Origin of the sequence: Pseudomonas rustica (genome assembly GCF_049959085.1) — a bacterium.
Classification (GTDB): Bacteria; Pseudomonadota; Gammaproteobacteria; order Pseudomonadales; family Pseudomonadaceae; genus Aquipseudomonas; species Aquipseudomonas rustica.
In genome coordinates this window covers 1,678,019-1,690,402 of record NZ_CP188200.1, presented here as the reverse complement: position 1 = coordinate 1,690,402, position 12,384 = coordinate 1,678,019, and the positions used below count along the sequence as shown (strand labels likewise).

13 protein-coding genes and 4 tRNA genes are annotated in these 12,384 nt (G+C 57.0%); 5 read left to right on the top strand and 12 right to left on the bottom strand.

Translation table 11 applies throughout. The annotated features are described in order from the left end of the window. Nucleotides 1–12: 12 nt before the first annotated feature. The 6 genes from clpP to ACP3TY_RS07940 all read right to left on the bottom strand — a co-directional run bounded on the left by clpP (nt 13) and on the right by ACP3TY_RS07940 (nt 2,929). Nucleotides 13–648, bottom strand: a complete 636-nt coding sequence (gene clpP, locus ACP3TY_RS07965) for an ATP-dependent Clp endopeptidase proteolytic subunit ClpP (protein ID WP_007951559.1) — start codon at nt 646–648, stop codon at nt 13–15. A 92-nt stretch (nt 649–740) separates the two neighbouring features. Then, on the bottom strand, nt 741–2,051 hold the full coding sequence (gene tig / locus ACP3TY_RS07960; protein WP_426619668.1) for a trigger factor: 1,311 nt from the start codon (nt 2,049–2,051) through the stop codon (nt 741–743). 400 nt (nt 2,052–2,451) lie between these two features. Then, nucleotides 2,452–2,527, bottom strand: a tRNA-His gene (locus ACP3TY_RS07955). Between the two features lie 75 nt (nt 2,528–2,602). Next, nucleotides 2,603–2,687 (bottom strand) — tRNA-Leu (locus tag ACP3TY_RS07950). A 57-nt stretch (nt 2,688–2,744) separates the two neighbouring features. Beyond that, nucleotides 2,745–2,820, bottom strand: a tRNA-His gene (locus ACP3TY_RS07945). 32 nt (nt 2,821–2,852) lie between these two features. Beyond that, a tRNA-Arg gene (locus ACP3TY_RS07940) sits at nt 2,853–2,929 on the bottom strand. Between the two features lie 276 nt (nt 2,930–3,205). Here ACP3TY_RS07940 and folD point away from each other — a divergent pair. Together folD and pbpG are read left to right on the top strand one after the other, a co-directional pair. Next, nucleotides 3,206–4,060, top strand: coding sequence for a bifunctional methylenetetrahydrofolate dehydrogenase/methenyltetrahydrofolate cyclohydrolase FolD (folD, locus tag ACP3TY_RS07935; RefSeq protein WP_053121798.1), 855 nt, complete (start codon nt 3,206–3,208; stop codon nt 4,058–4,060). Nucleotides 4,061–4,290: 230 nt separating this feature from the next. Continuing rightward, nucleotides 4,291–5,229, top strand: a complete 939-nt coding sequence (gene pbpG, locus ACP3TY_RS07930; protein WP_426619667.1) for a D-alanyl-D-alanine endopeptidase — start codon at nt 4,291–4,293, stop codon at nt 5,227–5,229. 208 nt (nt 5,230–5,437) lie between these two features. On the opposite strand, the gene ACP3TY_RS07925 is transcribed toward pbpG, so the two are convergent. The 3 genes from ACP3TY_RS07925 to ACP3TY_RS07915 all read right to left on the bottom strand — a co-directional run bounded on the left by ACP3TY_RS07925 (nt 5,438) and on the right by ACP3TY_RS07915 (nt 6,624). Further along, the gene (locus ACP3TY_RS07925) at nt 5,438–5,644 is read right to left on the bottom strand and encodes a hypothetical protein (protein ID WP_426619666.1); all 207 of its coding nucleotides are present in this window, start codon (nt 5,642–5,644) and stop codon (nt 5,438–5,440) included. Between the two features lie 12 nt (nt 5,645–5,656). After that, a complete protein-coding gene (locus ACP3TY_RS07920; RefSeq protein WP_426619665.1) occupies nt 5,657–5,863 on the bottom strand; it encodes a DUF6021 family protein in 207 nt (68 codons plus the stop codon). 89 nt (nt 5,864–5,952) lie between these two features. Continuing rightward, nucleotides 5,953–6,624: a peptidase C39 family protein gene (locus ACP3TY_RS07915; protein WP_426619664.1), complete on the bottom strand. Its 672-nt coding sequence runs from the start codon at nt 6,622–6,624 to the stop codon at nt 5,953–5,955. A 234-nt stretch (nt 6,625–6,858) separates the two neighbouring features. On the opposite strand from ACP3TY_RS07915, the gene ACP3TY_RS07910 reads away from it, so the two are divergent. Further along, on the top strand, nt 6,859–7,026 hold the full coding sequence (locus ACP3TY_RS07910) for a hypothetical protein (RefSeq protein WP_426619663.1): 168 nt from the start codon (nt 6,859–6,861) through the stop codon (nt 7,024–7,026). Between the two features lie 170 nt (nt 7,027–7,196). On the opposite strand, the gene ACP3TY_RS07905 is transcribed toward ACP3TY_RS07910, so the two are convergent. After that, complete coding sequence (locus ACP3TY_RS07905; protein ID WP_053121808.1) at nt 7,197–7,946, bottom strand: TerC family protein; 750 nt, start codon at nt 7,944–7,946, stop codon at nt 7,197–7,199. Nucleotides 7,947–7,976: 30 nt separating this feature from the next. Next, entirely contained in the window at nt 7,977–8,219 is a 243-nt protein-coding gene (locus ACP3TY_RS07900; protein WP_053121810.1) for a hypothetical protein, read from the bottom strand. Between the two features lie 234 nt (nt 8,220–8,453). Here ACP3TY_RS07900 and nhaR point away from each other — a divergent pair, with 234 nt between their 5' ends. Next, nucleotides 8,454–9,353, top strand: coding sequence for a transcriptional activator NhaR (gene nhaR, locus ACP3TY_RS07895; protein WP_212545707.1), 900 nt, complete (start codon nt 8,454–8,456; stop codon nt 9,351–9,353). Here nhaR and ACP3TY_RS07890 read toward each other — a convergent pair. Next, entirely contained in the window at nt 9,348–10,511 is a 1,164-nt protein-coding gene (locus tag ACP3TY_RS07890; RefSeq protein WP_159815550.1) for an MFS transporter, read from the bottom strand. The genes nhaR and ACP3TY_RS07890 overlap by 6 nt on opposite strands. Before the next feature lie 337 nt (nt 10,512–10,848). Between ACP3TY_RS07890 and sstT the strand changes: the two genes are divergently transcribed. Next, complete coding sequence (gene sstT / locus ACP3TY_RS07885) at nt 10,849–12,081, top strand: serine/threonine transporter SstT (protein ID WP_426619662.1); 1,233 nt, start codon at nt 10,849–10,851, stop codon at nt 12,079–12,081. The last annotated feature ends 303 nt before the right edge of the window (nt 12,082–12,384 follow it).

Genomic DNA, 12,384 nt, shown 5'->3' with positions numbered 1-12,384 from the left:
GAGTTGCTTATTTTAAGCTGGGCGCTGGTTGATCACTTCATCGATCAAGCCGTATTCCTTCGCAGCTTCTGCACTCATGAAGTTATCGCGGTTGGTATCACGCTCGATTTCTTCAAGGGTACGCCCACTGTGCTTGGCCATCAGCGTGTTCAGGCGCTCGCGGATGAAGAGGATTTCCTTAGCATGGATTTCGATATCCGATGCCTGGCCCTGGAAACCGCCCAGTGGCTGGTGAATCATCACACGCGAGTTCGGCAGGCAGAAACGCTTGCCAGGTGCACCGGCGGTCAACAAGAACGCGCCCATGCTGCAGGCCTGACCGATGCAGGTGGTCGACACATTGGGTTTGATGAACTGCATGGTGTCGTAGATCGACATGCCAGCCGTTACCGAACCGCCCGGGGAGTTGATATAGAGATGGATGTCCTTGTCCGGGTTTTCCGCTTCAAGGAACAGCAGTTGCGCACAGATCAGGTTGGCCATGTAGTCCTCTACCGGCCCAACCAGAAAGATCACTCGCTCCTTGAGAAGGCGCGAATAGATGTCGTAGGCGCGTTCGCCACGAGCGGACTGCTCGACAACCATCGGGACCAGGCCGCCTGCGGCCTGGATATCAGAGTTCTGCTGAATATACGAATTACGGAACATGCTCTGCAGTCACTCCCAAATAGTTATGTCTTGAATACGCATAAGCCAGCTCGAAAGCTGGCTTATGTGTGTATTTCTTAACGCAAAAACAATCAGTCGGCTTGTGGAGCTTCTACCGGCTTGACTGCTTCTTCGTAAGAGACCGACTTGTCGGTCACACTAGCTTTCTGCAGAACAGTATCCACAACTTGTTCTTCCAGCACAACCGAACGCACTTCGTTCAGTTGCTGCTCGTTCTTGTAGTACCACGACACAACCTGCTCAGGCTCCTGGTAAGCGGAAGCCATTTCCTGAATCATTTCGCGAACGCGAGCTTCGTCAGGCTTCAGGTCGAATTGCTTGACCACTTCAGCAACGATCAGACCCAGCACAACGCGGCGCTTGGCTTGCTCTTCGAACAGCTCGGCCGGCAGTTGATCAGGCTTGATGTTGCCGCCGAACTGCTGAACAGCCTGCACGCGCAGACGGTCAACTTCGTTGGCCAGCAGAGCCTTAGGCACTTCGATCGGGTTGGTGGCCAGCAGACCGTCCATTACCTGATTCTTGACCTTGGATTTGATCGCCTGACGCAGTTCACGCTCCATGTTCTTGCGAACTTCGGTGCGGAAACCGTCGATGCCGCTTTCCTTGATGCCGAATTGAGCAAAGAACTCTTCGTTCAGCTCAGGCAGCTTAGGCTCGGACACAGTGTTGACGGTCACGGTGAACTCGGCGGTTTTGCCAGCCAGGTCCAGGTTCTGATAGTCCTCTGGGAAGGTCAGGTTCAGAACGCGTTCTTCGCCAGCCTTAGCACCTACCAGACCTTCTTCGAAGCCCGGGATCATGCGGCCGGAACCCAGCACCAGTTGGGTGCCTTTGGCGGAGCCGCCAGCGAATACTTCGCCGTCAACCTTGCCAACGAAATCGATGTTCAGCTGGTCTTCGTTCTGGGCAGCGCGATCGGCCACTTGAAAACGGGTGTTCTGCTTGCGCAGGATGTCGAGCATTTTGTCCAGATCAGCGTCAGCCACGTCAGCGCTCAGGCGCTCAACGGTGATGCCGTCGAAGCCGGCAACGGTGAACTCCGGGAACACTTCGAACACTGCAACGTATTCCAGGTCCTTGCCAGCTTCGAGCGACTTAGGCTCGATCGACGGCGAACCGGCCGGGTTCAGCTTCTGCTCAACCACAGCTTCGTAGAAGGAGGACTGGATCACGTCGCCGACAGCTTCCTGACGAGCATCAGCACCAAAACGGCGCTTGATTTCGCTCATTGGCACTTTGCCTGGACGGAAGCCAGCAATCTTGGCCTTTTGGGCAGTCTGCTGCAGACGCTTGTTGACCTGGCTCTCAATGCGCTCAGCCGGCACGGTGACGCTCATGCGGCGTTCAAGAGCAGTAGTATTTTCAACAGAAACTTGCATGGATATTCCTCGTTGCACAGACGTTAGCCGGCCGTTTCCGACCCCAGAATCAAGGGCATGCATTCTAGTGGGTCAAACTCAAGAAGTCACCCTACTGAAAACGGGTAAAAAAACAGCAGGCAATTTATCGGTGCGAATACACGAATGCATCGCGCACCACAGGCGAATACAACCAATCACGCCAAGGCTCTGCGGCAACCTCTTCTATATATAGAAGGGATGCCGATCATTCCCTGACGGCCGACCCTGCAAGCAAGACCGGCGGGCAGCGCGGCATCATCCAGAAACATCAATACGACGAAACGCCCTGCCCTGCGACCCGAAAACCGCGGTCGCCGATTTCTCAAACTGCTAAAACAAAAAAGGCGCCAGACTGTTAAATCTGGCGCCTTTCGAAATATGGGGTGGACGATGGGGATCGAACCCACGACAACGGGAGTCACAATCCCGTGCTCTACCAACTGAGCTACGCCCACCATATTGCGTAACAAAAAAGCCGTTTAACTTCTTTGTTAAACCTCATCAAGCCAACGGCATGAATGAAGCTTGTTTGGTGCGGATGAAGAGACTCGAACTCTTACGCCTCGCGGCGCTGGAACCTAAATCCAGTGTGTCTACCAATTCCACCACATCCGCGGATGAAGCTTTTAAAGCAAAGGCGCCAGACTGTTACATCTGGCGCCTTTCGAAATATGGGGTGGACGATGGGGATCGAACCCACGACAACGGGAGTCACAATCCCGTGCTCTACCAACTGAGCTACGCCCACCATATCGCGTTACTTGTGCCAAAGCTGCCTAATGGCGCACCCGGCAGGACTCGAACCTGCGACCATCCGCTTAGAAGGCGGATGCTCTATCCAGCTGAGCTACGGGCGCCTTATTAATCTGTACTCTAAAAGAACTACAAACTAAGTGCTTTCCAGTCTTCGCAAAACCGTAATCCTGCTCGACCTTCTTAACCAGTGCTAGGCTGTGCCCGACAAGTGCGACGAATAGTATAGAGCGCTCCGAAGGTCGTCAAATCCTTTTTGAAAAAAATTCATTTAATTAAAGGAGTTAGGGGAATTTGCTGACCAAGCGCCTTTGCCCTCACCGCCCGACATGCGAGAATGCGTTCTCTTTTTTTCCCCTCTCGATGGTTAATCACGCGCAATGACTGCACAACTAATCGACGGCAAATCGATCGCCGCCAGCCTGCGCCAGCAGATCGCCAAACGAGTTGCCGAGCGTCGCCAGCAAGGCCTGCGCACTCCCGGCCTCGCGGTGATCCTGGTCGGCAGCGATCCTGCCTCTCAGGTTTATGTCTCGCACAAGCGTAAAGACTGTGAAGAGGTCGGCTTCCTCTCTCAAGCCTACGACCTGCCCTCCGAAACCACGCAACAAGCGTTGACCGATCTGATCGATCGCCTCAACGACGACCCTGCGATCGACGGCATCCTCCTGCAACTGCCGCTGCCTGAGCATCTGGACGCCTCTAAATTGCTGGAGCGCATCCGCCCGGACAAAGACGTCGACGGTTTCCATCCTTATAACGTCGGCCGTCTGGCCCAGCGCATCCCGCTGCTGCGTCCGTGCACGCCAAAAGGCATCATGACCCTGCTGGAAAGCACCGGTGTTGATCTTTATGGTCTGGACGCCGTGGTCGTTGGCGCTTCCAACATCGTCGGTCGCCCGATGGCGATGGAACTGTTGCTGGCCGGTTGCACCGTGACCGTGACCCACCGCTTCACCAAGGATCTGGCCGGCCACGTCGGCCGTGCTGATCTGGTGGTCGTGGCCGCCGGCAAGCCGGGCCTGGTCAAGGGCGAATGGATCAAGGAAGGCGCGATCGTCGTTGACGTCGGCATTAACCGTCAGGACGACGGCAAACTGGTCGGCGATGTTGTTTACGAAACCGCCCTGCCCCGCGCTGGCTGGATCACGCCAGTCCCGGGCGGTGTTGGCCCGATGACCCGTGCCTGCCTGCTGGAAAACACCCTCTACGCAGCAGAAACCCTGCACGCTTAAGTCGGTTTTTTCGCAGCATCAAAACCCCGCCCCGTGCGGGGTTTTTCGTATTCGAGAAAAAACTATAACCGTTCGCCGGAAACCCCTCTTTTTACAGGCCTTTTCACGAGATTTTCAGGTCGTTCAAACAACCATCGACAGATCTTCAGCCATACTCCTAGAATGCGACGCTTTGAAGAAATAACCCGTTACAAACTAACGGAATATCCAACCTTTATGAGTTCGCCCGCGTGAAAATTCGTCTTTCGACTCTGAGCCTGTTTTTTGCTTTTACAGGCACATTCATCACGCCAACGATCAACGCTGCGGAAACCACCGCTGCCCCGCGTGACGCTTCGACCCTGAAGATCGCTTCCGGCAGCGCCCTGCTCATGGATATGCAGACCAACAAAGTCATTTATTCCAGCAACCCTGACGTGATCGTGCCGATCGCTTCCGTCAGCAAGCTGATGACTGGCCTGGTGGTGGTTGAAGCCAAACAGAACATGGACGAATGGATCGATGTCGACATCAAAAACACGCCAGAGATGAAAGGCGTGTTCTCCCGAGTCAAACTGAAAAGTGAACTGCCGCGCCGCGAGATGCTGCTGATCGCTTTGATGTCTTCGGAAAACCGTGCCGCCGCCAGCCTCGCGCATCATTATCCGGGCGGTTATGCAGCCTTTATCGCGGCGATGAACGCCAAGGCCAAGGCGCTGGGCATGACCAACACTCACTACGTCGAGCCGACCGGTTTGTCCGAGCGTAACGTTTCCACGGCGCGCGATTTGAGTAAGTTGTTGGTCGCAGCGAGCAAGCACCCGATCCTCACTGAACTGACGACCACCAAGGAAAAGACCGTGTCGTTCCGTAAACCTAATTACACGTTGGGTTTCCGTAACACCGATCATTTGGTGAACAAGGCTGACTGGGACATCAAGATCACTAAAACCGGCTTTACCAATCCTGCTGGTCACTGCCTGGTATTGGTGACGCGCATGGGCAATCGCCCGGTGGCACTGGTGATTTTGGATGCGTTCGGCAAGTACACGCATTTTGCCGATGCCAGCCGGATTCGTAGCTGGGTGGAGACTGGGCGCAGCGCTAACGTTCCGGCGGTGGCGCAGCAGTACAAGGCTGATAAGAACCTGAAGAATCGCCAGAGTGGCGTGGTTGAGGCTTCGAAGTAGGACACTGGATTTACGCTACGTGTGGTGAGGGGATTTATCTGTGGCGAGGGGATTTATCCCCGATGGACTGCGCAGCAGGCCCTTCTTTTAAATCAAAAGCGGGGGCCGCTTCGCGACCCATCGGGGATAAATCCCCTCGCCACAGATAAACCTCTCGCCACAGATAAATCCCCTCGCCACATTTAGATCTCACTAAATCTGAGAGACCTCAATCATTCGGCAACGGCATCTGATTATCATCAGGTATGCCATCCCCCTTGCTCGGATCCCGCTCCAGATCCGGCGTCAGCACATTCGGCCGGGCCAGCGGATCGCGCAGCGGGCTGTCCGGATCCAGCACTGGATCAACTTCAGGCTCAGGCGTCGTCGGTACGCTGTCAGGTTTTTGATCATCGAAGCTTGAATCGGTACTCATACGCACCTCGTATCAAGGTTTCAGATTGGCTAACGGGTCGTAGGGTTTGGCCGGTTTTTTGTCGTCGTCGCCGGGGTTCACGTCTTTCGGCGCTTTGGCCGGGCCAACGGGATCGACTTGCGGGTCGTCAAGATCCGGCGAATCGGGATCGAAACCCAGGTCATCACCCGAGGAGTGCTCGGATGAATGCGGGCCTTTTGGGGATGTGGACTCTGCCATGCTTGCCTCCTGATTCACCCGCGAAATCGGGTTATAGAGGTAAGAGGCTTGCCGGACACAGACGTGCCCGGCAGATGACGAACGGAGAACTAGTGCGCCGCCAAAGCCTTTTTCGCCTGCGCCGCTTCGTTTTCCTGACCGGCCTGCGCCAGTTCATCGGCCGCTTTGAGCCAACGCGCACGATCCACCGCAGCGGGGATCTGCGTCGGTTTTTGAATCAGAATTGCCCAGCCGCCGGATTTTTCGAAAGCTGATTCGAAGGAGCTAAAGTCCATCAACTCGCGACGGTTCATGCCGGCGCGCAGCAGGACTTTCTGTTTATTGCGGTCGTAGCCGGAAAGGATCGCGTAACGCGGCTCAGCCCAGAACGCCGAGCCTTCGCTGAAACGCACCATCACCGGGTAACCGGCCGCCACCTGAGTCAGCAGCGCGGGCAGATTGCTGTCCAGCGGATAGACGACCATGCCGTATTCACGGGCAAGGTTCTGAATGTTCTGCTGCAACTTGTCTTCAGCGCCCGGCACATGCAGCGGTTTTTCCAGCAAACCCGGGGTGATCACCACGCCCTGCTGCGACAGCAGACTGGCCAATACCTGCGGCCCGCTCTGGAAGGCCTGCCCCCGATAGAACCTGCCACTGAGTTCGACACGCTCTGGCAAGCGCTTGACCTCCGGCGCCACACTGCCCGCACACCCCGTCAATGCAGCCACGCAGCCAGCCACCAACAGCGCCGCACACACTCGAGAAAATACCTGCACCATCGTCGCTCTCTGTTCAGACGCCGGTCATCGTGTTCCGGCAAGGTCACCGATCATAGGGCGCCAAACCGCTGCGGTATAGCCTTAAACCGCAGGGGTAGCGATTGCATAGAGCAAACTGATTGGTCATCACCGACCTTTGGTCAATAGCGTGTAACACCCGGGCAACTAGACTGTCAGTGAAACAGAGCGAATTGAAAAAGTGTGAGCCCGACGCAGGGCAAAGAGGAGGCACTGATGAGCCTGACCATGACCATTGTGATGTTGATTGCCGGTTGGCTGGCCGTGGCGGCGGCCATGCTGTGGGGGGTGTTGCGGGTTTCGCGGCGGCACCATCATCCGGTTGAGCCTGCGAAGGTTGAGAAAGTCGAGAAACAACCCACCCGTCACGCGACCGCGCACTGACTCAAGGCATTTTTCGGAAAGAAAACGCAATTGGACTTTGTAGGAGCTGCCGAAGGCTGCGATCTTTTGACGTTGAAGATCAAGAGATCGCAGCCTTCGGCAGCTCCTACAGGAAGCAAAAAGGCCGCCTGAACTTATGCAGTTCAGGCGGCCTTTTGCATGGTCAGCGGTTAAGCCTGCGCAGCAAGTTTCTTCTGCTTGGCACGACGCGACAACATGTTCAGCACCTCAATACCCGCCGAGAACGCCATGGCCGCGTACACATAACCTTTCGGTACGTGGGCGCCGAAGCCTTCGGCGATCAGGGTCATACCGATCATGATCAGGAAGCCCAGGGCCAACATCACCACAGTCGGGTTGTCGTTGATGAACTTGGCCAGCGGATCAGCCGCCAGCAACATCACCAGCACCGACACCACCACCGCGATAATCATGATCGGCAAATGTTCGGTCATGCCGACCGCAGTAATGATGCTGTCGATCGAGAACACCATGTCGAGCAACAGGATCTGACCAATCGCAGCAGCAAAGCCCAGAGTCACGGTCGACGTGGCCGACTTTGGATCTTCCGGTGCCGGATCCATGCTGTGATGGATCTCGGTCGTGGCTTTCCAGACCAGGAACAGACCACCGGCGATCAGGATCATGTCCTTCCAGGAGAAGGCCTGGCCGAGGATGTCGATCACCGGTTCCGTCAACTGCACGATAAACGCGATGGTGCTCAACAGCGCCAGACGCAGGATCAACGCCATGCCGATACCGATGCGGCGGGCCTTCTGCTGGTACTGCTTAGGCAGCTTGTTGGTCAGGATCGAAATAAAGATCAGGTTATCGATGCCGAGCACGATTTCCATCACCACCAGTGTGGCCAAAGCAACCCAGGCGGTCGGGCTGGCGGCGAGTTCTAACAAATATTCCATGGGTCAGTCCTGACTCTTCGTGTGACTAAATTAGATGGTCTTGGAGGAAGATTCGGATTCGTCCGAGTCTTTTTCCGGGGTTGGTTTTTTCTCGATCAGCCCGCCGGTGGCATCGCTGAGCGCTTGCTCGGCAGCTTTATGGGTGTCGTCGATCGCCTGTTTGGCGCTTTCGGCGGCTTTGCCCATCAGTTGCTGAGCGCTTTTTTCGGCTTGATCGCAACCGGCCAGAACCAGTAAAGACGCAATCAACAGTGCAGTGCTTTTGAATTTCATGAGGCTTCCTTCGAATGAACAGACAGGCTCACAGACCGGCCGTCGATGGCTGGGCATTCTAGGGAGGTGAACACTTCAGGAAAATTCGTATTTTTAGCGGCTATACTTCGGTTTTTACGAACTCATACACTATTCAATGTAGGAGCTGCCGCAGGCTGCGATCTTTTGATGTTTTTTTAAGAGCAAGATCAGAAGATCGCAGCCTTCGGCAGCTCCTACACGGGGGCGCGGCGGATGCTCAATTACCGACAACTGCATTACTTCTGGGTCGTGGCCAAGACCGGCAGCATCGTGCGTGCGTGCGAGCAGCTGAACCTGACGCCACAGACCATCAGCGGGCAGATTTCCCTGCTCGAACAAACTTACGGCATAGAGTTGTTTCGGCGCGTGGGTCGTCAACTGGAGTTGACTGAAGCCGGGCGTCAGGCCCTACCCTACGCCGAGCAGATGTTTCAACTCGGCGGCGAACTGGAGCTGATGCTGCGCGCGCAACCCAACGAACAGCAAATCCTGTTCCGTGTTGGCGTGGCGGACGTGGTGCCGAAATCCATCGTTTATCGCCTGATCGCGCCGACCATGGAGCTCAGCGAACCGCTGCGCATCACCTGCCGTGAGGACAAACTCGAACGTTTGCTCGCCGATCTGGCGATCCAGCGTCTGGATCTAGTGATTTCCGACAGCCCGATGCCCTCGCACCTCGACATCAAGGGCTACAGCCAGAAGCTGGGGGAATGCGGGATCAGTTTCTTCGCCACCGCCGAACTGGCGGCGAAGTACGGTCAGGATTTCCCACGCAGCCTGCACGGTGCGCCGCTATTGATTCCCGGCGCCGAAACCGTGGTGCGCAGCCGTTTGCAGCGCTGGTTTGCCGAGCAGCAGATTCAGCCGCAAATCGTTGGGGAGTTTGATGACAGTGCCTTGATGCAGGCCTTCGGCCAATCCGGCAGCGGGATTTTTATTGGCCCGAGCGTGATTGCCGATGAAGTGAAGCGCCAATACGGCGTCGAGTTGATTGGCCAGACCGACGCGGTGACCGAGTCGTTCTACGCCATTTCGGTGGAGCGCAAGGTCAAGCACCCCGGCATCGTTGCGATTACCGAAGGTGCCCGACGCGAGCTGTTTACCGCGTTATGACGCTTCGGCGCAGACTTCACGCGGCTTCAGCGTCATCAGCACCATGGCCAGAAACACCGAGAGCAGGATGAAACCGGCAGCCGCAAAGCCAAGAAAGCCCAGACCTGCACCGTCGATAACCCGGCCACCGACCATGGCGCCCAGGCCAATCCCCAGATTAGCCCCGGCAATGTTCAACGAGGCAGCAAAGGCCGGTGCTTCTGGTGCGGCTTTCATTAGGCGCACATGGCTGACCAGAAACAACGCTGCCTGGGTAATACCCCAAATACCCATCGCCACCGCCAGGCCCACTGGCGAATGAATGTTCGGCACCAGCGAGACCATGCCGGCAATCATGAATGCGCAGAACAACACCGACGCGCCCAGCGGATGTTTATCGACCGCGCGACCGCCCAGCGAGTTGCCGATCAGCCCGACCGCGCCGAAGCCCATCAGGCACCAGCCGACCACGGTGCCGTTGAAACCGGCGAGGCGCTCAAGGATGTCGGCCAGATAGGTGTAGGCGGTAAACATGCCGCTGAACACCAGAATCGACAGGACGATATGGCCGATCATCAGCGGGCTGCGCAGGATCTTGAATTGCGACGCGAAGCTGACCTGATGCTGGTGCAGGCTGGTTTTCGGCAGGTACACAAACAGCAGCAAAGCCTTGGCAAACGCGATCACCGCCAGAATGCCGAAGGCACTGCGCCAGCCGAACGCATCGGAAATCAGCGTGCCGACCGGAATGCCGAATACCGTGGCGCAGACGATGCCGAAACCGATCTTGGCAATCGCGCGACCGGCGAAATCCGGGCCGACGATGTCCACCGCTGTTTCACTGGCCAAAGCCCAGAACACCGGCAAACCAAGGGCCGGGATCAATCGGGCAAACGCCATCACCCAGATATTCGGCGCCAATGCTGCCACGGTGTTGGCGATGCCGAACATGATCAGGATGCTGATGAACAACTTGCGCCGTTCAAATCGGGCGAAATACGCGGTGAGGAATGGCCCGAACAGCGCCACCGTGAAGGCGAACAACGTCACCAGCAGCCCGGCCTGCGGAATGCTGACCTCAAGGTCGCGAGCGATCGCCGGCAGCAAACCGACGATGACGAATTCCGTGGTCAGCACCGTAAAACCGGCGGCGGACAACAGAAGGATGGGTAACAGCATGGGTAACTCCAGCAAAACGACGACACCAGCGTTGACCCGAGGGCCCGCTGGCAGAACTTTAAAATTAGGATGCGCAATCTTAACAGAGTGTGTCCGCAGTGACTTGCACAAACCTGCCGACTTTGCCCGCCAATCGGGTGGCAGATCGTCACACGCCTGAAGGATAACGCCTACGCTGTGATAAAGTCCGCGCCCTGAAAAACGTACACCCCTGATCAACCGCCCGTTTAACGGCGTTGATATCGCCTCACCCTTTCGGTTCGTGACGCTGGTCTGCCCTCGAATTTGCCAACGCGTTCACTCAACCTTGCGCCTATAAAAAATCAGAGATGCCGTTATGACTGCTTCCTCCCCTTCTCTATTGCAACGCCTGAAGAACCTGAGCCTCGTCGCGCAGATCCTCATCGGCCTGATCGCCGGTATCGCTTTGGCGCTGTTCGCCCCGGAAGTCGCGAAAGACACAGCGTTCATCGGCAAAGTGTTTGTCTCGGCGTTGAAAGCCGTCGCACCGATTCTGGTGTTCGTGCTGGTCATGGCCTCAATCGCCAACCACAAGCACGGTCAGGAAACCCATATTCGCCCGATTCTGTTCCTGTACTTGCTGGGTACCTTCGCCGCCGCCGTAGTGGCCGTGGTCGCGAGCATGGCGTTTCCATCGCATCTGGTGCTGTCCACCGAAAACGTTGCGGTGACGGCGCCGGGCGGTATTGGTGAAGTGTTGCAGAGCCTGCTGCTGAGCGTGGTGGAAAACCCGGTGAAGGCGCTGATCGAAGCCAACTTCATCGGCATTCTGGCCTGGGCGATCGGCATGGGCGTGGCGATTCGGCATGCCGGCGACACCACTCGCGAAGTGCTCGGTGACCTGTCCAACGGCGTGACCTTGATCGTGCGCGTGGTGATTCGCTTCGCACCGCTGGGTATTTTCGGTCTGGTGGCGTCGACGCTAGCGACCTCGGGTTTCGGCGCGCTGATCGGTTATGCGCACCTGCTGGCCGTGCTGCTCGGGTGCATGCTGTTTGTGGCGCTGGTGATGAACCCGCTGATCGTGTTCTGGAAACTGCGTCGCAACCCGTATCCGCTGACCCTGATGTGCCTGCGCGAAAGCGGTATTACCGCGTTCTTCACCCGCAGCTCGGCGGCGAACATTCCGGTCAACCTGGAATTGAGCAAGCGTCTGGGCCTGCATGAAGACACGTATTCGGTGTCGATCCCGCTCGGCGCGACCATCAACATGGCCGGCGCGGCGATCACCATTACCGTGCTGACGCTGGCGGCGGTGCACACACTGGGCATTGCCGTGGACATTCCGACAGCGATTCTGCTGAGCGTGGTCGCGGCGATTTGTGCGTGCGGCGCTTCGGGTGTCGCGGGTGGTTCGTTGCTGTTGCTTCCGCTGGCGTGCAGCCTGTTTGGGATTCCGAGCGAGATTGCCATGCAGGTGGTGGCGGTGGGTTTCATTATTGGTGTGCTGCAGGATGCGGCGGAGACGGCGTTGAATTCGTCGACGGACGTGCTGTTTACCGCTGCGGCTTGCCTGGGTGAAGAAGAGAAAGCCCAACGCACCGCATGACCCCTTACCCTGTGGGAGCGAGCTTGCTCGCGAATGCGGACTGTCAGGCGAAGATGATGTCGACTGACCCGCCCTCTTCGCGAGCAAGCTCGCTCCCACAGAAAAAACAAAAGCCCGCCATGGTGTGAACCTTGGCGGGCTTTTTTGTGGCGGAGATCTTTTCCCCCTCACCCCAACCCTCACCCCCAAGGGGGCGAGGGGAAAGGGAGCTGATCTGTGTGCTGTTCAAAACGAGTGTTCGACTTGATATTTCAGGTCGGTGCAGCTCGAACACACAACTCCGTCAGTCCCCTCTCCCTCCAG